This is a genomic window from Dyella humicola (genome assembly GCF_026283945.1).
Taxonomy (GTDB): Bacteria; Pseudomonadota; Gammaproteobacteria; order Xanthomonadales; family Rhodanobacteraceae; genus Dyella; species Dyella humicola.
This window is the reverse complement of record NZ_JAPDPC010000001.1, coordinates 1,375,666-1,398,190: the sequence shown is the minus strand read 5'-3', so window position 1 is coordinate 1,398,190 and position 22,525 is coordinate 1,375,666. Positions and strand designations below refer to the sequence as shown.

The 22,525-nt window shown below is 65.5% G+C and carries 25 protein-coding genes; 23 read left to right on the top strand and 2 right to left on the bottom strand.

Features of this window, described 5'->3' with window-relative positions; translation table 11 throughout:
• Nucleotides 1-106: 106 nt before the first annotated feature.
• Both OUZ30_RS06150 and OUZ30_RS06145 read right to left on the bottom strand, forming a co-directional pair.
• The gene (locus OUZ30_RS06150) at nt 107-1,039 is read right to left on the bottom strand and encodes an alpha/beta hydrolase (RefSeq protein WP_266181323.1); all 933 of its coding nucleotides are present in this window, start codon (nt 1,037-1,039) and stop codon (nt 107-109) included.
• Nucleotides 1,036-1,659, bottom strand: a complete 624-nt coding sequence (locus tag OUZ30_RS06145) for a TetR/AcrR family transcriptional regulator (protein WP_266181322.1) — start codon at nt 1,657-1,659, stop codon at nt 1,036-1,038. Before OUZ30_RS06145 ends, OUZ30_RS06150 begins: the two co-directional genes overlap by 4 nt.
• A 174-nt stretch (nt 1,660-1,833) precedes the next feature.
• Between OUZ30_RS06145 and OUZ30_RS06140 the strand changes: the two genes are divergently transcribed.
• The 23 genes from OUZ30_RS06140 (at nt 1,834) to OUZ30_RS06030 (ending at nt 22,525) form a co-directional block, all read left to right on the top strand.
• Nucleotides 1,834-2,157 carry a YXWGXW repeat-containing protein gene (locus OUZ30_RS06140; RefSeq protein WP_266181321.1) on the top strand — a complete coding sequence of 108 codons (324 nt, stop codon included), beginning with the start codon at nt 1,834-1,836 and terminating at the stop codon, nt 2,155-2,157.
• A gap of 259 nt (nt 2,158-2,416) precedes the next feature.
• Nucleotides 2,417-2,770 (top strand): hypothetical protein, encoded by a 354-nt coding sequence (locus tag OUZ30_RS06135; protein WP_266181320.1) that lies wholly within the window; start codon nt 2,417-2,419, stop codon nt 2,768-2,770.
• Between the two features lie 255 nt (nt 2,771-3,025).
• Nucleotides 3,026-4,129, top strand: a complete 1,104-nt coding sequence (locus tag OUZ30_RS06130; protein WP_266181319.1) for a Glu/Leu/Phe/Val dehydrogenase dimerization domain-containing protein — start codon at nt 3,026-3,028, stop codon at nt 4,127-4,129.
• A gap of 92 nt (nt 4,130-4,221) precedes the next feature.
• Nucleotides 4,222-6,381, top strand: a complete 2,160-nt coding sequence (gene yccS / locus OUZ30_RS06125) for a YccS family putative transporter (RefSeq protein WP_266181318.1) — start codon at nt 4,222-4,224, stop codon at nt 6,379-6,381.
• A gap of 262 nt (nt 6,382-6,643) precedes the next feature.
• Complete coding sequence (locus OUZ30_RS06120) at nt 6,644-6,913, top strand: acyl carrier protein (RefSeq protein WP_266181316.1); 270 nt, start codon at nt 6,644-6,646, stop codon at nt 6,911-6,913.
• Nucleotides 6,914-6,930: 17 nt separating this feature from the next.
• Nucleotides 6,931-7,719: a glycosyltransferase family 2 protein gene (locus OUZ30_RS06115; RefSeq protein ID WP_266181315.1), complete on the top strand. Its 789-nt coding sequence runs from the start codon at nt 6,931-6,933 to the stop codon at nt 7,717-7,719.
• Nucleotides 7,707-8,324, top strand: coding sequence for a LolA family protein (locus OUZ30_RS06110; RefSeq protein WP_266181314.1), 618 nt, complete (start codon nt 7,707-7,709; stop codon nt 8,322-8,324). The genes OUZ30_RS06115 and OUZ30_RS06110 overlap by 13 nt, the downstream gene beginning before the upstream one ends.
• Nucleotides 8,321-10,684 (top strand): MMPL family transporter, encoded by a 2,364-nt coding sequence (locus OUZ30_RS06105; RefSeq protein WP_266181313.1) that lies wholly within the window; start codon nt 8,321-8,323, stop codon nt 10,682-10,684. Before OUZ30_RS06110 ends, OUZ30_RS06105 begins: the two co-directional genes overlap by 4 nt.
• Before the next feature lie 31 nt (nt 10,685-10,715).
• On the top strand, nt 10,716-11,942 hold the full coding sequence (locus OUZ30_RS06100; protein ID WP_266181312.1) for a beta-ketoacyl-ACP synthase: 1,227 nt from the start codon (nt 10,716-10,718) through the stop codon (nt 11,940-11,942).
• Complete coding sequence (locus OUZ30_RS06095) at nt 11,939-13,192, top strand: beta-ketoacyl-[acyl-carrier-protein] synthase family protein (RefSeq protein WP_266181311.1); 1,254 nt, start codon at nt 11,939-11,941, stop codon at nt 13,190-13,192. Before OUZ30_RS06100 ends, OUZ30_RS06095 begins: the two co-directional genes overlap by 4 nt.
• Nucleotides 13,189-13,935: a beta-ketoacyl synthase chain length factor gene (locus tag OUZ30_RS06090; protein WP_266181309.1), complete on the top strand. Its 747-nt coding sequence runs from the start codon at nt 13,189-13,191 to the stop codon at nt 13,933-13,935. The genes OUZ30_RS06095 and OUZ30_RS06090 overlap by 4 nt, the downstream gene beginning before the upstream one ends.
• On the top strand, nt 13,911-14,705 hold the full coding sequence (locus OUZ30_RS06085) for a lysophospholipid acyltransferase family protein (protein WP_266181308.1): 795 nt from the start codon (nt 13,911-13,913) through the stop codon (nt 14,703-14,705). Before OUZ30_RS06090 ends, OUZ30_RS06085 begins: the two co-directional genes overlap by 25 nt.
• Nucleotides 14,702-14,971, top strand: coding sequence for a phosphopantetheine-binding protein (locus OUZ30_RS06080; protein WP_266181307.1), 270 nt, complete (start codon nt 14,702-14,704; stop codon nt 14,969-14,971). The genes OUZ30_RS06085 and OUZ30_RS06080 overlap by 4 nt, the downstream gene beginning before the upstream one ends.
• The gene (locus OUZ30_RS06075; RefSeq protein WP_266181306.1) at nt 14,959-15,504 is read left to right on the top strand and encodes a COG4648 family protein; all 546 of its coding nucleotides are present in this window, start codon (nt 14,959-14,961) and stop codon (nt 15,502-15,504) included. Before OUZ30_RS06080 ends, OUZ30_RS06075 begins: the two co-directional genes overlap by 13 nt.
• Nucleotides 15,501-16,121, top strand: coding sequence for an ApeI family dehydratase (locus OUZ30_RS06070; RefSeq protein WP_266181305.1), 621 nt, complete (start codon nt 15,501-15,503; stop codon nt 16,119-16,121). Before OUZ30_RS06075 ends, OUZ30_RS06070 begins: the two co-directional genes overlap by 4 nt.
• A complete protein-coding gene (locus tag OUZ30_RS06065) occupies nt 16,114-17,082 on the top strand; it encodes a lysophospholipid acyltransferase family protein (protein WP_266181304.1) in 969 nt (322 codons plus the stop codon). Before OUZ30_RS06070 ends, OUZ30_RS06065 begins: the two co-directional genes overlap by 8 nt.
• Nucleotides 17,072-17,563, top strand: a complete 492-nt coding sequence (locus OUZ30_RS06060; protein WP_266181303.1) for an acyl-CoA thioesterase — start codon at nt 17,072-17,074, stop codon at nt 17,561-17,563. The genes OUZ30_RS06065 and OUZ30_RS06060 overlap by 11 nt, the downstream gene beginning before the upstream one ends.
• Entirely contained in the window at nt 17,560-18,282 is a 723-nt protein-coding gene (locus OUZ30_RS06055; protein WP_266181302.1) for a class I SAM-dependent methyltransferase, read from the top strand. Before OUZ30_RS06060 ends, OUZ30_RS06055 begins: the two co-directional genes overlap by 4 nt.
• Nucleotides 18,279-19,469, top strand: a complete 1,191-nt coding sequence (locus tag OUZ30_RS06050) for a beta-ketoacyl-ACP synthase (protein ID WP_266181300.1) — start codon at nt 18,279-18,281, stop codon at nt 19,467-19,469. The genes OUZ30_RS06055 and OUZ30_RS06050 overlap by 4 nt, the downstream gene beginning before the upstream one ends.
• Nucleotides 19,466-19,909, top strand: coding sequence for a hotdog family protein (locus OUZ30_RS06045; protein ID WP_266181298.1), 444 nt, complete (start codon nt 19,466-19,468; stop codon nt 19,907-19,909). Before OUZ30_RS06050 ends, OUZ30_RS06045 begins: the two co-directional genes overlap by 4 nt.
• Nucleotides 19,902-20,630 carry a 3-oxoacyl-ACP reductase FabG gene (gene fabG / locus OUZ30_RS06040; RefSeq protein WP_266181296.1) on the top strand — a complete coding sequence of 243 codons (729 nt, stop codon included), beginning with the start codon at nt 19,902-19,904 and terminating at the stop codon, nt 20,628-20,630. The genes OUZ30_RS06045 and fabG overlap by 8 nt, the downstream gene beginning before the upstream one ends.
• Nucleotides 20,631-20,726: 96 nt before the next feature.
• Nucleotides 20,727-21,170 carry an excinuclease gene (locus tag OUZ30_RS06035; protein ID WP_266181295.1) on the top strand — a complete coding sequence of 148 codons (444 nt, stop codon included), beginning with the start codon at nt 20,727-20,729 and terminating at the stop codon, nt 21,168-21,170.
• 197 nt (nt 21,171-21,367) lie between these two features.
• Nucleotides 21,368-22,525 (top strand): isovaleryl-CoA dehydrogenase, encoded by a 1,158-nt coding sequence (locus tag OUZ30_RS06030; RefSeq protein WP_266181294.1) that lies wholly within the window; start codon nt 21,368-21,370, stop codon nt 22,523-22,525.

Sequence of the window (22,525 nt, the reverse complement as noted above, 5' to 3'; positions counted from 1 at the left end):
GCAAGGGTTTTGCGCTGCAATGTAACGGGGGCGCGGGGCGGCCATTCGCCTGGGTATTGATGCCGAGACAACCACCTATCGTCATCCCGGCAGCGAGTTCGCCAAGTCAGCTATCGCCAAACGGCAAATTCGGCGACGAGACCACGCGCTCACCCACGACTTCGCCACGCAAAAACGCCAGCGAGGCCTCGATGACTTCCGGTGCGTCGAGCACGTCGCGGTGACCCAGCCCCTGCGTGGTGAGTAGGCGCGCGCCGCGCCAGTAGCGTGCGTAGCGTTCACCTTCGGCCCAGGGCACGTCTTGGTCATCCATGTCATGAACGATCAGCGCCGGCTGGCCGAGCGCAGGCAAATGACGATGCACCTGCAGGTCGTGGATGTTGACGCCGGACATCAGCTCCAGGCGATCGTGCAGGCGCCCATTGAGATGGCCGCCGAGATGAACAAAGCGGGTGAAGCGGCGGGTGGCGTCCACCGGATCGGCAGCAGGCGCGATGAGGATGAGCTTCTGCGCATGCCACGCATCACCCTGCGCCAGCGCGGCCGCGGTGCCGCCCAGCGAATGGGCGATGGTCAGCGCGGCATCGCCGAAGTGCTTGCCGACCTCGCGCACCGTGTTGACGAAATCCGGCAGCGAGCAATAGCGCCCACCACTCTTGCCATGGCCCGGCTGGTCGAACGTCACCACCGCGTAACCCAGTGCCCGCAACGACTTCACCCACGGCAAATAGCGCAAACCGAAACTCGACCAGCCATGCACCAGCAAGGCATAAGGCTGCCGCTTCGGGTCACCCCAGACATAGGTGGCGATGCGCTGGCCAGCGATATCCAGCTCTGCAAAGGTCATGTCCGCATCGGGCTGGGCACGCTGGGCGCGCGCGCGACTGCTGCCGAATGGCGTGACGAAAAGCTGTGCCGCGCGGTTCACTGCGCGCGCTGGTGCAAGCCGGCTGGCGAGTGCGAAACCGGCGCGCACGGCCTTGAGCTTGAGCGCGTCGGTAGCGTGATGATGTTTGGCGGCGGTGGTGGTGCGAGTCATGGCGCGGCCCTCCGATCAGGGGCAGGACGATAGCTGGCAAGCAAACGCTCGAAGCCCGTCTGCGTGTGCTGGCGGGCCTGTTCAAAACCAAACAGGCCCGCGTCGTGATGCAGGCCCAGGATGAGTGCGTAGATTTCGAAGGCGAGCTGGGCCGGGTCGGTGTCCTCGCCCAACTCGCCGTTCTCCATGGCATGGTTGATCGCGCGACACATTTCCTGGCGCCATCCCGATTGCTGACGGGTGACGGCGTCGTGCAGCGGACCTTCGCGGCCGTCGTATTCGCTGACCGCGGTGAGCAGTACGCAACCGCTCGCGTACTCGCATGACCAGTCGATCCAGTGGGACACGATCGCTCGCAACCGTGGCAGGCCTCGCGGCAACTTCAGCGCGGGCCACTTCACTCGTTGCAGGAAGCGCAACTGCCCTGCTTCCAGGACGGCCAGCTGCAAATCCTCGCGTGAACCGAAATGGGCGAAGACGCCGCTCTTGGACATGCCGACGCCTTGCGCCAACGAGCCAATGGACAGGCCTTCCAGCCCCTCACGACGGGCCAGCTCGTAGGCATGCTCAAGGATCAGTTCGCGGGTGGCCGCACGTTTGCTGGTCGGGATCGCACTCATAGCTGAAAAATAGCACGACCGTTCGTTCTTTTTCAAGGCTCAGTTTATGAATGGCCGCCGATATCCAGTCTGCGCGAAACTGAACGAGACAGCTGGGTCCGGTCAACACGGTTGGGGGGCGGTCGTTTTCCGCCCTAAAGCCGCGCGGTGCGGCGACCTCAAGGAGGACCCCACATGCTGTGCACCACCCGCAAACTCGCCCTGCTCGCAGCACTCGGTATCGCCAGCGCGAGCGCGGTCTATTCCCCAACCGCAGCGGCGGGTGTCGCCGTGGACATCGGCATCGACGTGGCGCCGCCGGCGCCCGCGTTTGAAGTGATTCCGCCGCCGCGCGCGGGTTTTGTCTGGGCGCCTGGCTATTGGCGCTGGGAAGGTCAGCGCCATGTGTGGGTCGGTGGCAACTGGATGGCGGTCCGTCCCGGCTACGTCTATCACCAGACCCGCTGGGAACGTCATCACGACGGCTGGCATCTGCACGAGGGTTACTGGGGACGCTGAGCAAGCAATAACTTGCGAACCATGAGGCGATGAAACCCGATCTTTTCGCTGCCAAACCGCCTGGCCGCCAGCCATGTCAACGAGATAGCCGGGTCAATCACGCACTGGTGCGGGAAAGAGAGCAAGGACAAAACGCAAGCCCTTGCCGGCAAAGAAAATGTCGAATGAAAATGATCGGTTCGAGAAAGCTAAGCCTCAGCTATGGACGTCATTGTTCAACCACAACACTCACTTTTCCTTCACATAAGGCATCTCAACTATGTCGATTCGTCTAGTCGCCCTCACGGCGTTGACCCTGCTGGCCAGTGGCTGTGTCGTCGAGCAGCCGGCCCGTCCGCGCCCGGTCGTGGTGGAACGCGAGCCTGTCGTGCAGCGCGAGTACGTTGAAGTGATCGCCCCGCAACCGCCGCCGGTGGAAGTGGTGGAAGTCGAGCCGGCACCGCGTCACGGCTACGTCTGGGCCCGCGGCTACTGGCACTGGGACGGTCATCAGTACATTGCTCATCGCGGCCATTGGGAAGCCGAGCGCGCCGGTTATCACTATGTGCACCCGCACTATGAGCGTCGGAACGACGGCTGGCATCTCAACGTGGGTGTGTGGGTCGCCGGCTAAGCCACTGGCGTGTTGTGGCACGCCAAAAACCACGGCGTGTCAGCGCACAAAGGGCCCATACGCCAGCGCTTTGATGCGCCGCGACACCAGCCCTGCCGCGCGCCGTACTACAATCGGGATCTAACCTCATCGCCTCAGCTCTGCTGGGGCGTTTGAGTTTCAGGCGTTTTCTGCCTTGGCGGGGCCGTGCTGCATCGTTCCCGCCTCCATTCCAGCGTGCCATCCCCGGGCACTCAACTTGGAGTCACCGTTCCAATGATTTTCGAAACCATCGCCAACACGGGTCACGAAGAAGTCGTCTTCTGCCATAACAAGGACGCTGGCCTGAAGGCCATCATCGCGATCCACAACACGGTGCTGGGTCCGGCGCTCGGCGGCCTGCGCATGTGGCCGTACAAGAGCGAGCAGGACGCGGTGAACGACGTGCTGCGCCTGTCGCGCGGCATGACCTACAAGAACGCCGTGGCCGGCCTGAACCTGGGCGGCGGCAAGGCGGTGATCATCGGTGACCCGAGCAAGGACAAGTCGGAGGCGCTGTTCCGCGCGTTCGGCCGCTTCGTCAACTCGCTCAACGGCCGCTACATCACCGCCGAAGACGTCGGCATCGACGTCAACGACATGGAATACGTGTTCCGTGAAACCGAATACGTGACCGGCGTGCACCAGGTGCATGGCGGTTCGGGCGATCCGTCGCCGTTCACCGCGTTCGGCACGCTGCAGGGCCTGATGGCCGCGTTGCAGGTCAAGCACGGCAACGAAGACGTGGGCAAGTACAGCTACGCCGTGCAGGGCTGCGGCCACGTGGGCAGCGAGTTCATCAAGCTGCTGCGTGAGCAGGGCGCCAAGGTGTTTGTCACCGATATCAACAAGGATGCGGTGCAGCGCTGCGTCGACGAGCTGGGCTGCGAAGCCGTGGGCCTGGACGAGATCTACGACGTCGACGCCGACGTGTACTCGCCGTGCGCACTGGGCGGTACGCTCAACGAGCAGACCATCGACCGCATCAAGGCCAAGATTATCTGCGGCGCGGCCAACAACCAGCTGGCCACCGACGCCATCGGTGACGAGCTGCAGCGTCGCGGCGTGCTGTATGCGCCGGACTATGCGGTCAATGCGGGCGGCGTGATGAACGTGTCGCTGGAAATCGACGGCTACAACCGCGAACGTGCGATGCGCATGATGCGCACGATCTACTACAACCTGGGTCGCATCTTCGAAATCTCCAAGAACGAAGGCGTGCCGACCTACAAGGCGGCCGACCGTCTGGCCGAAGAGCGCATCACGGCCATCGGCAAGATCAAGCTGCCGAACATGGGCGACCATGGTCCGCGCTTCGCCGGTCGCATGCGCGGTCAGTAAGCACGCGTAGCGTTACCCGAAAACGCCGGCCCCTGGCCGGCGTTTTTATTGGTCCCGCCTGCCCATACTGCCTACGTCGTATGCTGGCGCGCATGCCTGCTGCCACTCTCGCCCATCGCTGGCGCCGCCTGCGCGGTTCCGATCGCTTTGCCGAATGTCTGCGCGTCTTGCTCGCGTTGGGCGGTGCTGCGGCCTGGTGTTTCGCCGTCGACCGTCTCGACGCCGTGAGCCCGGCCCTGCTTGGCGTGATTGCCTGCGCTTTGGCGGAGACCGAGGACCATTGGCGCAACCGCCTGAGTACCCTGCTGGTGACACTGGCCTGCTTCGCCGTGTCGTCCTTCGCGGTGCAATGGCTATTCCCTTACCCCATCGCGTTCGCGCTAGGCCTGCCGCTGGCCACTTTCGTGCTGGTGATGCTGGGCGCCATCAGCGAGCGCTACGCCACGGTGGCAGGCGCCACGTTGCTGTTGGCGGTGTACGCGATGATTGGCGCCGACCAGGCCGGCATGGTCATCGACCCGTGGCACCAGCCATTGATCCTGCTGGCAGGCGCGGCCTGGTACGGCGTGCTTTCTCTGTCATGGAGCGTGGTGGCGCCGCAACAAGCCGTACGGCACTCGCTGGCGCGTCTGTTCGACGCACTGGCCGACTGCCTCGCGGGCAAGGCCGCTCTGTTCATGCCAGTCCATGGGGTCGATCGGGAAGCCTTGCAGCTTGCGCTGGCCATGAAGAACGAACGCGTGGTGGAAGCGCTCAACGACACGCGATTGGTCCTGATCGACCGCATCGGCGCGAGGCGTCCGCGGGGCGCCACGGCCGAACGCCTGCGACTGTATTTCATGGCGCAGGATATCCATGAGCGCATCAGCTCCACGCATTACCCGTATGACGCGCTTGCCGAAGCGCTGTTCCACAGTGATGTGCTATTTCGCTGCGAGCACCTGCTGCAACTTGAAGCGCGCAACTGTCGCCAGCGCGCGGAAGCGTTGCGTCTGCGAGCGGAGACGCCCGTGGCTATCGAGACCCGCGCATCGGCACGGGATCTCCAAGGCGCCGTCATGGCGCTGCGCGCGCAAGTCCATCCACCCGCCGAGCACGTGCTGCGCTCGCTCGATGCGCTGGTGCGCAACCTCCTGGCGATCCAGGCGCAGCTGCAAGGTGAAACGCCTGTCGGGTTGCCCGCTGCCGGGGCAGATAGCACCCTGCAGAATCCCAGCCCGCAATCGCTCGGCGAAGCCTGGACGCGCATCCGCCTCCAGCTGACCCGACAATCGTTCCGCTTTCGCCATGCGCTACGACTCGGCATCGCACTGCTGGCGGGCTATGCCGTGCTACACGCGGTGCATCCACGGCACGGTTACTGGATCCTGCTGACCACCTTGCTGGTGTGCCAGCCCAGTTATGGTGCGACGCGCATCCGGCTGGTACAGCGCATGATCGGCACCCTCATCGGGCTGGTGCTTGGCTGGGCCACGCTACGGCTGCTGCCGTTCGGTCCCTGGCAGATGCCGCTGATCGTGGCGTCGGGCGTGATGTTTTTTGCCGCCCGTTTGCGCCGCTATGCCACGGCCACCGCAGCGATCACGCTGTTTGTCGTGCTCTGCTTCAATCAGGTCGGCAACGGCTACGAAGTCATATTGCCGCGCCTGCTCGACACCCTGATCGGCGCCGCCATCGCCGCGCTGGCGATGCGCTTTATCCTGCCGGACTGGCAGGGCCGCCGGTTTGACGATGTGCTGGCCGACACGGTGCGTAGCGACGCGCGCTATCTCGCCCAGATCATGGCGCAATACGCCAGCGGTCGCCGCGACGATCTGGACTATCGCGTGGCCCGTCGCGAGGCACACAACGCCCATGCCACACTCAGCAGTGCGCTGGCCAAGATGCTGCGCGAACCTGGGCGGCACCGTAGCGGCAGCGAGACGCTGCTGCGCTTTCTGGCCACCGCCCATGTCTTGCTGGGCCAACTCTCGGCACTGGGCGCGAACCGCCAGGCGATGCCAGCGGGCCCCGCGCGCGAGACCGTTGTCCAGGTTGGCGGGTTCACCGTGAAGGCGCTGGAGCAACTGGCGCAAGCCCTCGCCAAGCGCAGCGCCACGTCCGGCGACGAATGCGGACAGGTCCCAACGGACGCCCCTTGCCTCCAGAGCGCTGGCGATGAAACGGCCAGACTGGTGCTCGGACAGCTCTCCCAGGTGCTCGCCCAGCGCGATCGCCTCGCCGCCTTATCGAGAGAACTTACGCTCGTGTGAGACGCCTGAGCCAGCCCCGGCCATCACGCTGGTCACAAGAGCTCTGCTAGAATTGTCGAAGAAACGTGAAATTGTGCGGCTTTGCCTACCAAGGTAAGCCGGATTAACAGGGGACCCGTTACGCGGGTGCACATTTAGCGGACTTCCGATCTCGACAGCGCCCAACGACGCTGTCGCGTTCTCGTGATCGTGCGTAAAAGCCAGCCGGGGAACCGGCACGACATGACAGGGAACGTAGCGGGCACGACGGGAACAGGGATTTATGAGCACGACCATGGCAAGCGGCGTCAGCGACGAGGACATCCTGGACCGGCTTCGGCAGGTGCTGCACGACACCTTCGAGATCGAACCGGCCCGGGTCACGCCGGCGACGCACCTCTTCACCGACCTCGAACTGGACAGCATCGACGCCGTCGATCTGGCCATCCAGGTGCAAGACATGACCGGCACGCGCATCAAGCCCGAGGATTTCAAGAGCGTGCGCACGGTGAGCGACGTGGTGGCAACGGTCAAAGCCCTGCTCGACCGCTGACTGGGCCGGCTCCGTCCATGCAGGCATGCAATACCACCCGCAACGGGGCGCACGCGCCCTGCGCGCTGATCCCGATCTATAACCACAAAGACACGATCGTGCGTACCGTGCAGTCGCTGCGCGCGCAGGGCTTGCCTGTAGTGATCGTGGACGACGGCAGCAATGACGCCACGCGTGAGGTGCTGGACGCGCTGGCGCTCGGCCAGGCGGACATTCAGTTGCTGCGCTTGCCGCACAACCAGGGCAAGGGACGTGCACTCACCGCCGGCCTGCTGGCCGCGCGCGCGGCAGGCTTCACCCACGCCTTGCAGATCGATGCGGATGGCCAGCATGACGTGGCCGATGCGCCCCGCTTCCTCGCCGAAAGCCAGACCTATCCGCAGGCGCTGGTCTGTGGCAAGCCGATCTATGACGACAGCGTGCCGCGCGCACGCCTCTACGGCCGCTATGTGACCCACGTGTTCGTGTGGATCGAGACGTTGTCGATGGCGATCCAGGATTCCATGTGCGGCTACCGTCTTTATCCCCTCGACGCCACCTGCGCCGAAATTGCGCGCAAGCCGTTGCCAGCGCGCATGGATGTCGACACTGAGGTCGCGGTGCGCCTGAGCTGGCGTGGCCTGCCGGTGCGCAACCTGCCTACGCGGGTGATCTACCCGGAGAACGGGCTTTCGCATTTCCGCATGTGGCGCGACAACCTGCGCATCTCGGCCATGCATACGCGCCTGTTGCTGGGCATGCTGCCACGCGCGCCGCGGCTGTTATGGCGCCGAGTGAGCCGGCGGGAGGCGCCGTGCGCCGCCTGATCGCCGCCCTGCTCTGCTGGTTCGCGTTCGGCCTGCCTGCGCATGCGCAGGATGCCAACCTGTTGCAGCACGTCCTCGATGAACTGGGCAGCCACACCAGCGTGCGCGCAGCGTTCACCCAGAGCCGCGAGAATCCCGCACTGACGCAACCGCAGTTCAGCCGCGGCGAGCTGCTGTTCGTGGTGGGCCACGGCATGCTGTGGCAGGTCACCGAGCCCTATCGCGAAAGTATCGCCCTCACCGGTGCACGCACACTTCGCATCGATGAACAGGGGCAACTGCAGAGCGTGCGCGGTGGTGACCGCGGCGTGGCCCAGGTGTCGCAAATGCTGCAATCCATGCTGTCCGGCAAGCCGGACGATGCCTTGCGGCAGTTCGCGGTGGAGGCGCAAGGCACGCCGGCGCACTGGACCCTGCGCTTTACGCCGCGGCAGGAGCGCATGGCACGCGTGCTGCGGCGGATCGAACTCGACGGCGACCAATTCCTGCAAGGCATCAGCGTTGAACTGGCCAGCGGCGAGAGCACCACCATCCGCTTTGCCCATACCCGCGACGCCGGCCCCCTGAGTGCGCTGGAGAAGCGTGCGCTGGATGTACCTCGGTGAACCGCCTCACCTCGCCGTGGCGCGCCATCCTGTTCGGCGCCTTCGTCCTGATGGTGACCGGCCTGGGCGCCTGGTTGCTGGTCGGGCGCGGCGGTTCTCCGATCCAGACCGACCTGCTGGCGCTGCTGCCGGCCACCGAGCGCCACCCGCTGGCGGAAGCAGCGGTAGAGCGCCTCGCCCATGCGAACGGCGATCGCATGGTGCTGCTGGTGGAACATGCCGACGACGCGACCGCCAAGGATGCAGCGCGCGAACTGGGCAAGCGGCTCGCCGCCGAACCTGCGTTCTCCGCGGTCACCGCCGAGCTGCCGCCGTTCGACCTTGATGCCGCTTTCGCGCCGTATCTCGCGCACCGCTTCCATCTGCTCACCGACGCCGACCGCGAAGCGCTGCTGCGTCCCGATTACGACCCGGCACAGGCGCTGGCGCGCCGGTTCAATCAACCCTTCCTCGCTGGCGTCGGCGTGGCCTTGCAGGACGATCCGTTCGGCTGGTTGCAACACTGGCTGGACCAGCAACCCTGGAGCCGCTCGCCGCTTACACCCGAGGACAATCTGCTCACCGCGCATCGCGACGATCGCAGCTATGTGATGGTGCTGGCCGCACTGGGCGGCTCCTCCTACGACGACAGCGTGCAGCGAGCGGCGCTGGCCGCGCTGGCACGGGCCGAACAGGCCATGGCGCAACACCATCCGGGCGTCCGGCTGCTGCGCGCCGGGGCCGTTTTCCATGCCGCCGAAGCGCGCGCCGGCGCCGAGCGCGATGTGCATGTCGTCGGTCTCGCCTCGACCCTGGGCATAGCCGTCCTGCTGCTGTGGACCTATCGTTCGCCGCGTCCGCTGCTGCTGGCCTTTCTCTCCACCGCCATCGGCGTGGTCTGCGCGCTTACCGTCACCTTGCTGATCTTCGGCCAGTTATATCTGCTGACCCTGGTATTCGGCGCAGCCTTGCTGGGCGAGGCGGTGGACTATTCGATCCAGTACTTGTGTGCACGCGCCAATGCCGGCGCGGCGTGGCAGGCCGAACGTGGCGTGCGCCAGGTGCGACCGGCCTTGCTGCTGGCCCTGGCCACCTCGCTGCTCGGCTATGCGCTGCTCGGCCTGATGCCGTTTCCGGCGCTGCGCCAGATGGCCTGCTTCGCCATGGTCGGCATGCTCGCGGCATGCCTCAGTGTGTTCTGTCTGCTGCCCGCTTTGCTGGTCAAGCCGGCGAGCAAGCCACTGGCACCTTCGCTGGTGTGCCTCGCACTGGCGCTGCAGCGTCGTGCCGGCCGCCTTGGTCGCGGTCGACGGGGGATGTTCGCCGCACTGCTGCTGTTGCTGGTAGCACTGCCCGGCTGGTTGCTCTTGAGCCATGACGACGATATTCATCTGTTGATTACGTCTCCCGCGGAACTCGCCAAACAGGAGGCGCGCATCCGCGACGTCACCGGTATCGGCAATACCAGCCAGTTCTATCTCGTCCACGGCGACAGCGCCGAGCAGGTACTGCAGCGCGAAGAAACGCTGGAAGCTCGCCTGCAAACGCTGGTGCAACAAGGGCAACTGGAGAGCTGGACCGGCGTGGCCGGCATGCTGCCGTCGATGCAGCGGCAACAAGCCAACCAGGCAGCGCTCGCGTCGCTGTTCGCCAGCCGTGCGCACATCGAAACGCTATTGCTTCACGCGGGCTTGCGCCCTGACGCAGTCAACGCGTACGTGGACGCCTGGCCCGGCAAACCGCTTGGCCTGTCCGAGTGGCTGGCCATGCCGGTCTCCACGCCGTTCCGCTATCTGTGGATGGACCAGGGCAACGGCAACATCGGTTCCATCGTACTGCCGCAGGGTCAGGACGATGCCGGCATCCTGCGAGCAGCCGCCATGGGTCTGGCCGGAGTGGAGTTGGTCGACAAACCCGCCAGCATCTCGGCCTTGTTCAGCCGCTATCGCGAATACGCCAGCGTCTGGCTGCTTGCGGCACTCGCGCTGGTGTCGGCTGTATTCGGCTGGCGCTATCGCGGCGCCGCGCCGCGCGTGATCGCACCGCCGCTGCTCGGCATCGGCCTGACCCTCGCTGCGCTGGGTTACCTCGGCCAGCCCTTGACCTTGTTCCACTGGATGGCGCTGATGCTGGTGCTCGGCGTGGGGGCGAACTATGCGGTGTTTCTGCACGAGGGTGAGCCGCATGCGGCGCACCTGCCCGGTGCGGCCTATGCCGGCGTGCTGCTGTCAGCCGTCACCGCCCTGCTCTCTTTTGGTCTGCTGGCCCTAAGTTCGATGCCGGCCTTGCAGCACTTCGGCATCACCTTACTGCTGGGTATCGGTTTCACCGCGCTGCTGGTGCCGGTAGCCAGCCCTGTCCACGAGTACGTAGACGTATGAACTTATCTTCTTCCACACAGGATGCCCGCCGATGAAGCGCGTCGTCGTCACCGGCATCGGCGGCATCACACCGCTCGGTCATGACTGGGCCACGATCTCCGCGCGCCTGCGCGACTATCGCAATGCCGTTCGCCGCATGCCGGAATGGGACTACTTCGATGCCTTGAACGGTCGCCTCGGCTGTCCCGTCGACGATTTCACGCTGCCGGCCTGGCCGCGCAAGCAAGTGCGCTCGATGGGTCGCGTCGCACAGCTCGCCGTCGCCGCCAGCGAGCGGGCACTGCATGACGCGGGACTGCACGGCAACGAAGCGATACGCGATGGGCGCATGGGCGTGGCTTATGGCTCGTCCGGCGGCAGCGTGGAGCCGATTCGCGCCATGGGCCACATGCTGGCGACGGGATCGATGCAAGGCGTCACCGCGACCAGCTACATCCAGATGATGTCGCACACCACCGCCGTGAACGTCGGCGTGTTCTTCGGCTTGAAGGGGCGCATCGTGCCGACCTCCAGCGCCTGCACGTCCGGCAGCCAGGCCATCGGCTATGGCTACGAGGCGATCCAGCAAGGCAAGCAGACGCTGATGCTGTGCGGCGGCGCCGAGGAATTGTCCGGCCCCGGTGCGGCGGTGTTCGATACGCTGTTTGCCACCAGCACGCGCAATGACGAAGCAGCGCTGACCCCGCGTCCGTTCGACCGCGCCCGCGATGGCCTGGTCGTGGGCGAAGGCGCCACCACGCTGGTGCTTGAAGAGTACGAACATGCGCGTGCACGCGGCGCACGCATCTACGCAGAGATCGTCGGCTTCGGCTGCAATTCCGACGGCAGCCACATCACCCAGCCCACCAGCGAGACCATGGCGGTGGCGATGCGCATGTCCTTGCGCGATGCAGGGTTGGCGCCCGAGGCCATCGGCTACGTCAGCGCGCATGGCACCGCCACCGATCGCGGCGACGTGGCCGAGAGCCATGCCACCGCCAGCGTGCTCGGCGCGCAGGTGCCGATCAGCTCGATGAAGAGTTATGTCGGCCATACGCTTGGCGCCTGCGGTGCGCTGGAATCGTGGTGGGCCATCGAAATGATGCGCGAAGGCTGGTTCGCCCCCACCATCAACCTGCAGCAGCCCGACCCGGAATGCGCGGTACTGGATTACATCATCGGCGAAGGGCGTCATATCGACACTGCCTACGTGATGAACAACAACTTCGCCTTCGGCGGCATCAATACGTCGCTGATCTTCAAGGCCTGCGCCGCATGACAGGCGCAGACGGACATCGCCACCCGCCGCGCGTCGTCGTGACCGGCATGGGTTCGGTGTCCTGCGCGGGCACGGGCAATGCCGCGCTGCTTCGCGCCTTGCAGGATCGGCGCAGCGGTATCCGTTTTATGGATACGCTGGCGGCGCTCGGTATGCGCTGCCGTGTCGGTGGTCCGGTAGACGAAACGGCACTGGATGCCCCATCGCGCAAGCTGCGCCGGTTTCTTTCCGCCACGACGTGGTATGCGTGGCAGGCCATGGGCGAGGCGATCGCGCAGGCGCAACTCACGTCCAGCGACCTGCAATCACCCCACTGTGGTCTGGTGATGGGCGGTGGCGCGGCGATGAGCGAGCATGAGTTCGCGCTCGACAGTTTCCACAAGCGCGGCATCGCCAAGCTGTCGCCGTTTATCGTGCCGCGCGGCATGAGCAGCGCGCTAGCGGCGGGCCTGGCCTACGCCTTCGAGATTGGCGGACGCAGCCACGTCGTCAGTGCCGCCTGCACCAGTGGTGCGCATGCCATCGGCCAGGCCATGGAGCTAATCCAGTTGGGCAAGCAGGATCTGGTTATCTGCGGCGGCAGCGAGGAATTGCACGACACCACCGCGCTGTGGTTCGACGCGATGGGTGCATTGTCAGTCAACAGCAACGAACGCCCGGTCGCGGCCTCGCGCCCTTACGACGCCAATCGCGACGGCATCGTGCTGGCCGCGGGCGCGGGCGTGCTGGTGCTCGAATCGCTGGAGCATGCGCGCCGGCGCGGCGCCACCGCGATTGCCGAACTGTGCGGCTACGGCGCCAGCACCGATGCGCAAAGCATGGTTGGCCCCGGTGCGGAAGGCATCGCGCGGGCGATGCGCCAGGCGCTCGCGTCTCACGCCAGCCCCGACTACATCAACACACATGCCTGCTCCACCGCGCAGGGCGACCTGGCCGAATGGCAGGCGATCGAGCGCGTGTTCCGCGAACGCGGTGCCGCGCCGCCACCGATGTCGTCGATCAAGGGCTTGATCGGCCACGCCCCCGGCGCGGCCGGCGCGCTGGATGCCATCGCCGGCCTGCTGATGATGCGGCACCACTTCGTCGCTGCCGGCAGCGCCATCGAAACGCCGGACCCCGCCTTCGCGGCGGCGCCGCTGATCAAGGAATCCGTCCCTCGGCGCATCCGCAGCGTCTTGTCCAACAGCTTCGGCTTCGGCGGCAGCTGCGCGGCCCTGCTGTTCCGCGCAGCTGAGGAAGCCTACGCATGATCGATGTGCGCATTGCCCAATGGCGCGCCTGGGCGCCTTCCCTCGAAACCAACGACGCCTGGCAGGCCTGGACGCGGGAACCATGGACTCCACCGGATCAGGGCGAGCAGCCCGATTGCGCTTTCCTGCCAGCGATGCAACGCCGGCGCTTGAGCCGCATGGCGCGCATGGCGCTGGCGGTCGCATGGCCGCTATGCGATGACAACGAACAGCTGCCGCTGGTCTTCGCGTCGCGCCATGGCGAAACGCCGCGCACTTATGCCTTGCTTGGCGACGTGATCGATCAGAAGCCGCTGTCGCCGACCCAGTTCGGCCTGTCCGTGCACAACGCGATTGCCGGGCAATGGTCGATCCTGCGCGGCCAGCGCGGCGAAGCCAGTGCCATCGCGGGCGAAGCGGATACCTTCGAGCACGCCATGCTCGAGGCCGCCACCTTGCTCGACCAGGGCGCACCTGCGGCCATCGTGGTGCTCGCCGAAGAACGGCCACCCGCGGCTTACGCCGGCTGGATCGACGACGTACCGTTCTCCTACGCCCTCGCCTTGCGCGTGGACAAGACAGGGCCCGATCGTGGCGAACCGCCCAACTCGCGCTGGCAGCTGCGGCTGCAACGCAATTCGGATCAGGGCTACACCAGCGCGTGGCCGCATGCGCTCGCGTTCCTGCGCGCCCTGCACGGTCCGCGCGAGCCTCTGCAACATGCATGGAAGATGAGACGATGGATCTGGCAGCCGACGACCTGACATTCCGCAAGAGCGACTTCTATCTGTGGCGGCTGGTCGCGACCGGCCTCAGCTTTCTGTTGTTCGGTATCGGCGGCCTGCTGCTGCGGCTGGTGTGGTTTCCGCTGCTCTCCGTGCTGCCGGGCGGACGGCTGCAACATCGCCGCCGCGTGCGCGCCTCGATCAGCCGCGCGTTCCATTGGCACGTGCAGTTCATGTATCGCAGCGGCGTACTTACGTTTACCGTGGAAGGCGCGGAGCGCCTGAACCAGCCCGGACAGATGGTGATCGCGAACCATCCTTCGCTGATCGATGTGGTGTTTCTGATCTCGCAGATTCGCGACGCCAATTGCGTGGTCAAGCAGGGCTTGTGGCGCAACCCGTGCATGCGCGGCCCGATCAGCACCGCCGAATACATCAGCAACAGCGGCAGCCCGGAGATGCTCGAGCAAGCTGCCGAAGTCCTGCGCGAAGGACAGACGCTGATCGTGTTCCCTGAAGGCACCCGCACCATGCCGGACCAGTCGCCGGTATTTCATCGCGGCGCGGCGGCCATCGCACTGCGCGGCGCGCGGGTGATCACACCGGTATTCATCACGGTACAGCCGACCACGCTGACCAAGGCCGAGTCCTGGCACAGCATTCCCGACCGTCGCTTCCATGTGCGCCTGCGCGTGGGCGCGGACATCGATCCGGCCACATTCAATGCCCAAGCACCGTTGCCGATAGCCTCCCGTCGACTCAACGACCATCTACACGACCTCTATTCCAAGGAGCTAGCCTCGCCATGAATGCCTTGCAACAGGACATTGCGCAGCTGATCATCGACACGCTCAACCTTGAGCACCTGCAAGCTGCCGACATCCCGCCGGAACAACCGTTGTTCGGCCAGGGCCTGGGCCTGGATTCGGTCGACGCGCTGGAGCTGGCATTGGCGCTGCAGAATCGCTACAGCATCCAGATCGCCTCCGATTCGCGCGATGCACGCCAGCACTTCGCCACCGTGGCGAGCCTGGCGGCCTTCGTCGAGGCGCAGCAAGTCGCATGCGCAAGCTGACTTCCCTGCTGTTGCCGGTGGTCGGCCTGCTGTACCCGTTCCTGGTCTACTTCGGGATGGAGCATGTGTCGACGCCGCTCTTTGCACTCGTGTTGGGTGCGATCTGGCTGATCCGGGCACCGAGCCTGCTGAAACAGCCGGGCGGCCGCTGGATGATCACTGCTGCACTGGCGTATTGCGCACTGCTCGCCTTCAGCGGCGAAGCCGCCATGCTGCGTTGGTACCCCACCTTGATCAGCGCCTTGCTGCTGTTCGTCTTCGGCATCAGCCTGAAGTACGGCCCGCCGATGGTGGAACGCATTGCGCGCGTCAGCGAACCCGAGCTTCCAGCGGAAGCGATCCCGTACACGCGCAAGGTCACCTGGGTGTGGGTGGGCTTTTTCATGTTCAATGGGCTGGTCTCCGCCGTACTTACGCTATGGGCGCCGCTGGGTTGGTGGACGCTCTACAACGGCCTGATTGCTTACTTCATCATGGGCACGCTGTTCGGCGGCGAGTGGCTGCTGCGCAAGCGCCTGAGAACCGCAGCATGATCAAGGCGCAAGGCAACGCGACCGTGCTGGCAACGCATCCCTGGGTGGAACGCGTCGCCGTCGCACGAAGCGGTGTACTGCTGCAATTTAATGCCGACGGCGTGGCCGCGCTGCGTCGACAGGGGCGACTGGCCTGCATCGACGCCCTGCAACGACGACTCGCGGAACAAGCCATCGAAGCACCGTCGTCCTGGCGTCTGTGCGACGACTGGCCCGAGGTGCAGGATCCGCAGCACATCGATACATTGATCCGGCAGCCGCCGCCCGCGCACGCCTTGCTGCTGGCCGACCACACGCACGCTGATGAAAGTCTGCTGCAACTTCGGCTGCCGCTGGAGTTGCGCCATTTCACCTGCCATTTCCCCCGCCTGCCGGTGCTGCCTGGCGTCGTGCAGCTCGCCTGGGCTTTGGAGCTGGCCGCTGAGCGCCTGGGTACGCCGCGCCAGTGTCGGCGCATCGACATGCTCAAATTCCAGCGCCTGCTGCGTCCGGGCGACGAGCTGCAGTTGCAGCTGCGCCACGACGCGGCCGCGCACAAGCTGCATTTCGCTTACCGGCTTGGCGATGGTGAAGCTTCCTCCGGCCGTTTTGCCTGGAACTCCGCCGAACATGACTAAACCGCTCGCGCATGAACGTCACTGGGCGGCGCAGAAGGAGCGCGGCAGCTTCGTTCTCATGAAGCTCACGGCAGCGGCCGCCAGACACCTTGGGCGACGCGCGCTGTCGCCGCTGCTCTATCTGATCGTGGCGTACTTCTTCATCTTTAGCGCTCGCACGCGCCAGGCCGCGCGGCAATACCAGTCGCGCCTGGCGGCATGGAGTGGCAACGACCACTTGCGCCCTCGCCTGCGTAGCGTGTTCGACCAGCATATGGCCTTCGCTGAGTACCTGCTGGACCGGCTGGACGTATGGAACGGCAAGCTGCGACTGGAACAGGTGGAGCTGAACGATCCCGACGGCGTGCGTACGCAATTGCTGGCGAGCCGGCATAGCGGCCGCGGCCAGATCCTGGTGTGCACGCATATGGGCAACCAGGATGTCAGCCGCGCGATGGCCGAACTCGGCGACCAGGTACCGCTTAACGTGCTGGTGCACAATCGGCATGTCGACCGCTTCAACCGCCTGCTTGGCGAAGCCGGCGAGCAGCGTTTGCGCCTGATCCAGGTCAGCGACCTCGACACCGCGCTGATGATGGATCTCTCGCAGCGCATCGAGCGGGGCGAATGGCTGGCGATCGCCGGCGATCGCGTGCCCCTGCATGGTGGACGCTGCGTCACCGTCGATTTTCTTGGACACCCCGCGCCGTTCCCGCAAGGCCCGTGGTTGATGGCCGGGCTGCTGCGCTGCCCGGTCAATCTGATTTGCTGCCTGAAGGTCGACGGGCGTTACCGCATCCACCTGGAGCGCTTCCTCGAGGCACCCACCTGGCAGCGCGGACAACGCGACGAGGCGATCCGCGGCTGGGTGCAAGGCTATGCCGAGCGGCTGGCCCGGCGCTGCCTCGAAGCGCCGCTGCAATGGTTCAACTTCTACCCCTACTGGCAGACACCGAATGCACAGACCGACGATGCGCACTAGAGGCGTGCTGGGCACGGACATCGAAGTGCAGGTGCCGTTCTTCGACGTCGACTCGATGGACGTGGTCTGGCATGGCCATTACGTGAAGTACCTTGAAATGGCACGCTGCGCGCTGCTTGACGAGATCGGCCACAACTACGTGCAAATGAAGGCCGCCGGCTACGTATGGCCGGTGATCGATTTGCAGCTGCGCTATGTACGCGCCGCTCGTTTCGGCCAACGGCTGCGTGTGCGCGCCGAACTGATCGAGTGGCACAACCGGCTCAAGCTGCATTATCTGTTGAGCGACGCACAGACCGGCGAGCGCGTCACGCGCGCCAGCACCATCCAGGTCGCCGTAACGACTGCGGGCGAGATGCAGCTGCTGTCACCGCGCGTCTTCACCGATATCGTCGAGCGTCGCCTGGCGACGCTTGACGCCGATCCCCTCTCCTTGTCGACGGCTACGGCCGACGACGCCGCGCGGACCCGCCACGCATGACTTACGCCAGCCCAACGTATGTGAAAGAAACCCGTCTCGGCTTTCAGTTCCTGCGCACGCAGACCTGGCAGCATCACGTGCTGCGCGTCGCGATCAACGATTTGAAACGCCTGATCGGCGAGCCGTTGCCGCACGGCGGCACCCTGCTCGACGTCGGCTGCGGTCAGGGGCGATCATTCCGCCTGCTGCGCGACGCGTTCCAGCCTGACCGCTTGATCGGTCTGGACGCCGATCCGCACAGCCTGGCGCTGGCGCACGCGGAGGCGCAACGTGAAGGCATCGAGGCGACCCTGCTTGCCGCCGACTGCGCACAGATCCAGCTGCCTGATGCCAGCGCCGACATCGTGTTCTGTCACCAGACCTTTCACCATCTGGTGGAGCAGGAGCGCGCGCTCGCCGAGTTCTGGCGCGTGCTGAAGCCCGGCGGCCTGCTGCTGTTCGCCGAGTCGACCAAGGCGTATATCGATAGCTGGGTGATCCGCTGGTTCTTCCGCCATCCGATGGAGGTGCAGAAGAGTGCCGACGAATACCTTGCCATGTTGCGTGGACAGGGTTTCGAGATCGAGCCGCGGCATGTATCCCTGCCCTATCTGTGGTGGAGCCGCTCCAGCGATTTCGGCTTGCTGGAACGCTGGGGCCTGCGCGCGCCACCGCCGCCCGGGCAGCGCGAGGAAACCCTGGTCAACGTGGCGGCGCGCAAACCGCTCGCGAGCACATGAAAACCTACCTCAACGAACTCGGCGTGGTCTGCACGCTCGGTGCCGGCAAGGCCGCCGTCGCCGAAGCGTTGTTTACCGGCGATGACAGCGGCATCCGTCCGCAATCGGGCCGGCTGCCACAGGGCAGTCTGCCGCTGGCCGCCGCGCGCATCGACCTGCCTGCCATCCCGGCCGCCCTGGCCCGTCATCGCGATAATCGCAACAACCGCCTGCTGCTGGCCGCCGCACAGGAGATCGAGGCGCCGATTCGCGCTGCCATCGCCCGTTACGGCAGCGAACGCGTCGCCGTCATCATTGGCACCAGCACGACCGGCATCGATGAAGCCTGCCACGGCATCGCCGGCTATCGCCGCGACGGCGCCTGGCCGCCGGACTACCGCTACGCCCACCAGGAACTGGGCGCGCCGGCCGAATGTCTTGCCGAATGGCTGGATGTGGCCGGTCCCTGCTACGGCATTTCCACTGCCTGCACGTCAGGCGCCCGCGCGCTGCTGAGCGCGCGACGACTGCTTCGCCTGGGCCTGTGTGACGCCGTGCTGTGCGGCGGCGCCGATACCTTGGCGGGTCTGCCGATCAACGGCTTTCATGCACTGGAGGCCCTGGACGTGGCGCGCTGCCAGCCGTTCTCGCGCCACCGGCGCGGCATCAATATCGGCGAGGCGGCCGCGCTGTTCCTGGTGACGCGCGAGCCTGGCCCGGTCGAGCTCCTGGGCGGCGGCGCCAGCAGCGACGCGTACCATATGTCCTCGCCGGATCCGCAGGGTCTGGGCGCGCAACAAGCCATGCGTGACGCTCTGCGTGACGCCGGCCTGGACGCCGGCCAGATCGACTACCTCAACCTGCATGGCACGGCGACCGAGCACAACGATGCGATGGAAAGTCAGGCCGTCAGGGCGGTCTTCGCAGCGGGCCTGCCCTGCTCATCGACCAAGTCGATGACCGGGCACACGCTGGGCGCGGCCGGCGCGCTGGAAGCCGCATTCTGCTGGCTGAGCCTCAGCGATACACGCGCCGAGCGGCGCCTGCCGCCCCACGTATGGGACGGCGAAGCGGATCCGGCCTTGCCCGCGCTGGCTTTCACCGGCGTCGGCGACCATCTGCCTGCTGGCGGCAAGCGCCACCTGATGAGCAATGCCTTCGCTTTCGGCGGCAATAACGCCTGCCTGATCCTGGGCGACGCGAGGTGAGCCGGTGGGCGATGGCCGAGGTGCTGCCGCATGCCGATGCCATGATCCTGCTCGACCAGGTCGAGGCATGCGAAGCCGAGAGAATTGTCTGCACCCGCCGCGTACGCGCTGGCGAACCCTTCGTGGCCGACGATGGCAGCCTGCCCGCTTGGGCCGGGCTCGAACTGATGGCCCAGGCCATCGCCGCCTGGGCCGGCTGTCATGCGTTGGCGGCCGGCGCGCCGATACGTCTCGGCTTCCTGCTCGGCACGCGGCATTACCATGCGACGGCCGACGCGTTTCCCGCCGGCAGCGAACTGCGCATCGAAGCCTTGCGTCACTTCCATGACGAAGCAGGCATGGGGGTATTCGCCTGCCGTATCGACGCGCCGGGCGTGCGCGCTGAGGCACGACTTACCGTTTTCAGTCCACCGGATGCAGAGGAACTCCACCATGTCTGAGACCATCCTGGTCACCGGCTCCAGTCGCGGCATCGGCCGCGCCATCGCCTTGCGCCTGGCTGCGGCTGGCTACGATCTGGTGCTGCATTGCCGCTCTCGCCGCGACGAAGCGGAGGCCGTGCAGAACAGCATCCAGGCGCTGGGTCGACAGGCGCGCGTGCTGCAGTTCGACATCGCCGACCGCGCCGCCTGCGCCATCGCGCTGGAACAGGATGTCGCGGACCATGGCGCCTACTACGGCGTGGTCTGCAATGCCGGCCTCACCCGTGACGGCGCGTTTCCTGCCCTCAGCGGTGACGATTGGGACCAGGTGCTGCGCACTAATCTGGACGGCTTCTACAACGTGCTGCATCCCTTGATCATGCCGATGATCCGTCGCCGCGCTGCAGGCCGCATCGTCTGCATCACCTCGGTATCGGGCCTGATCGGCAACCGCGGCCAGGTGAATTACAGCGCATCCAAGGCTGGCGTGATCGGTGCCGCCAAGGCATTGGCGGTCGAACTGGCCAAACGCAGGATCACCGTCAACTGCGTCGCGCCCGGCCTGATCGACACCGACATGCTCGATGCGGAACTGCCGCTGGACGAAATCCTCGCGATGATTCCGATGCAGCGCATGGGCTCGCCCGACGACGTCGCTGCCGCCGTGCAGTTCTTGCTGAGCGCGGAGGCCGGCTACATCACGCGCCAGGTGCTGGCGGTGAATGGTGGCCTGTGCTGAAGCTGTTGCACGGCAGGGATGGCAGCATGTCATGACCATCTCCCGCTGCTCTTCACTGATGACTTGCTGTTCCTTGCACACCAGGAGATCCATCGCATGAAAGCAAAACACCTAAGCCTGAGCGCCCTGTTGATGATGGCCGTGCCGGTTGCCAGCATGGCAGCCGACCGCGTGGTGCATCTACCAATCGAGCAGGCGCTCGCCGAAGGACAGAAGAGCGGCAAGCTCGACGGTAGCGTGAAGTTCTATTTCGCCGGCACCCAGCCGAGCGGCAAGCTGAACGTTCTGAAAGAAAACGCCGAAGTCAGTCGCAAGACGAATGCATTCGGCAAGAAGGATCCCGTGACTTGCGCGTGGGTGCTGCAATCGGTGCTGATCAGCCTGCAGGACCAGGCCAAGGCGGCTGGGGCCAATGCGGTCGTGGGCATCGTCAGCAACTACGACAACGTCGAGTACAGCGACAGCCAGACCTACGAATGCCATGTCGGCTTCCTGATGTCCGGCGTACAGCTGAAGGGCAACCTCGCCAAGGTGGAATGACGGCGCGCGGCCGGCAGGAACGCAGCCTGTCACCGACCCGTGAGGCGTCCTCGTGCACGGGGCGGAAGCAGCCCGTGACACGCATCCCCCGACGCGTCGTGCCGCCGCCGGCCTGCCCGTGATGCGCTGCGCCAAAGCTCCGAGAGCTTACTGCGCTACCATTTCGTTCCCACCCTATCCCCAGGCCGGAGTTTGCGATGCGCCCGTTTCCTCTCGGTGAAGATATCGATCTGCTACGCGAAAGCGTGCATGCCTTCGCAGAGAAGGAGATTGCCCCGCGTGCCGATCACATCGATCGCGAGAACCTGTTTCCCGTGGACCTGTGGCGCAAGTTCGGCGAGATGGGCCTGCTTGGCGTCACCATTCCCGAAGCGTACGGCGGCTCCGGCATGGGTTTCCTCGCGCACCTGGTGGCGATGGAGGAAATCTCGCGTGCATCAGGTTCGGTAGGTCTTTCCTACGGCGCGCACTCCAACCTCTGCGTGCAGAACATCTTCCACAACGGCAACGAAGCGCAGCGTCGCAAGTACATTCCCAAACTGTGCTCGGGCGAGTACGTGGGCGCGCTGGCGATGAGCGAACCCGGCGCCGGCTCCGACGTGGTCGGATCGATGAGCTGCAAGGCCGAGAAGAAAGGTGACGTCTGGGTCGCCAACGGCTCCAAGATGTGGATCACCAACGGCCCCGACGCCGATGTGCTGCTGGTGTACATGCGCACCGCGCCGCGCCCGGCCGGCAGTCGCTGCATGACGGCGTTCATCATCGAAAAAGGCATGAAGGGCTTCAGCACCGCGCAGAAGCTGGACAAGCTCGGCATGCGCGGCTCCAATACCTGCGAGCTGGTGTTCGAAGATTGCGAGATTCCGGCCGAAAACATCGTTGGTGAAGTCAACGAAGGCGTACGCGTGCTGATGAGCGGCCTGGATACCGAGCGCCTGGTGCTGTCGGGTGGTCCGATCGGCCTGATGCAGGCGGCGATGGATATCACCCTGCCATACGTGCGCGAGCGCAAGCAGTTCAACGCGCCGATCGGCACGTTCGGCCTGATGCAGGGCAAGGTGGCGGACATGTACACGGCGCTGCAGTCGTCGCGTGGCTTTGCCTACATGGTCGCGCAGCAGTTCGACAGCCACGTGAAATCGCGCATCGATCCCGCCGCCTGCCTGCTCAACGCCTCGCAGAATGCGGTGAAGGTGGCGCTGGAAGCGATCCAGGCGCTGGGCGGCAATGGCTATATCAACGAGTTCCCCGCCGGTCGCCTGCTGCGCGACGCCAAGCTCTACGAGATCGGCGCCGGCACCAACGAAATTCGCCGCATGCTGATCGGTCGCGAGCTGTTCCACGGCAAGGCGTAA

Bases quoted from the DNA above. Each gene is read 5' to 3' on its own strand.
- OUZ30_RS06090 (WP_266181309.1), top strand. From the start codon at position 13,189: ATGATCGATGTGCGCATTGCCCAATGGCGCGCCTGGGCGCCTTCCCTC.
- OUZ30_RS06100 (WP_266181312.1), top strand. From the start codon at position 10,716: ATGAAGCGCGTCGTCGTCACCGGCATCGGCGGCATCACACCGCTCGGT.
- fabG (WP_266181296.1), top strand. From the start codon at position 19,902: ATGTCTGAGACCATCCTGGTCACCGGCTCCAGTCGCGGCATCGGCCGC.
- OUZ30_RS06135 (WP_266181320.1), top strand. From the start codon at position 2,417: ATGTCGATTCGTCTAGTCGCCCTCACGGCGTTGACCCTGCTGGCCAGT.
- OUZ30_RS06095 (WP_266181311.1), top strand. From the start codon at position 11,939: ATGACAGGCGCAGACGGACATCGCCACCCGCCGCGCGTCGTCGTGACC.
- OUZ30_RS06030 (WP_266181294.1), top strand. From the start codon at position 21,368: ATGCGCCCGTTTCCTCTCGGTGAAGATATCGATCTGCTACGCGAAAGC.
- OUZ30_RS06035 (WP_266181295.1), top strand. From the start codon at position 20,727: ATGAAAGCAAAACACCTAAGCCTGAGCGCCCTGTTGATGATGGCCGTG.
- OUZ30_RS06115 (WP_266181315.1), top strand. From the start codon at position 6,931: ATGCAGGCATGCAATACCACCCGCAACGGGGCGCACGCGCCCTGCGCG.
- OUZ30_RS06130 (WP_266181319.1), top strand. From the start codon at position 3,026: ATGATTTTCGAAACCATCGCCAACACGGGTCACGAAGAAGTCGTCTTC.
- OUZ30_RS06055 (WP_266181302.1), top strand. From the start codon at position 17,560: ATGACTTACGCCAGCCCAACGTATGTGAAAGAAACCCGTCTCGGCTTT.
- OUZ30_RS06145 (WP_266181322.1), bottom strand. From the start codon at position 1,659: ATGAGTGCGATCCCGACCAGCAAACGTGCGGCCACCCGCGAACTGATC.
- OUZ30_RS06065 (WP_266181304.1), top strand. From the start codon at position 16,114: ATGACTAAACCGCTCGCGCATGAACGTCACTGGGCGGCGCAGAAGGAG.
- OUZ30_RS06120 (WP_266181316.1), top strand. From the start codon at position 6,644: ATGAGCACGACCATGGCAAGCGGCGTCAGCGACGAGGACATCCTGGAC.
- OUZ30_RS06080 (WP_266181307.1), top strand. From the start codon at position 14,702: ATGAATGCCTTGCAACAGGACATTGCGCAGCTGATCATCGACACGCTC.
- OUZ30_RS06050 (WP_266181300.1), top strand. From the start codon at position 18,279: ATGAAAACCTACCTCAACGAACTCGGCGTGGTCTGCACGCTCGGTGCC.
- yccS (WP_266181318.1), top strand. From the start codon at position 4,222: ATGCCTGCTGCCACTCTCGCCCATCGCTGGCGCCGCCTGCGCGGTTCC.
- OUZ30_RS06140 (WP_266181321.1), top strand. From the start codon at position 1,834: ATGCTGTGCACCACCCGCAAACTCGCCCTGCTCGCAGCACTCGGTATC.
- OUZ30_RS06070 (WP_266181305.1), top strand. From the start codon at position 15,501: ATGATCAAGGCGCAAGGCAACGCGACCGTGCTGGCAACGCATCCCTGG.
- OUZ30_RS06060 (WP_266181303.1), top strand. From the start codon at position 17,072: ATGCGCACTAGAGGCGTGCTGGGCACGGACATCGAAGTGCAGGTGCCG.
- OUZ30_RS06150 (WP_266181323.1), bottom strand. From the start codon at position 1,039: ATGACTCGCACCACCACCGCCGCCAAACATCATCACGCTACCGACGCG.
- OUZ30_RS06085 (WP_266181308.1), top strand. From the start codon at position 13,911: ATGGATCTGGCAGCCGACGACCTGACATTCCGCAAGAGCGACTTCTAT.
- OUZ30_RS06075 (WP_266181306.1), top strand. From the start codon at position 14,959: ATGCGCAAGCTGACTTCCCTGCTGTTGCCGGTGGTCGGCCTGCTGTAC.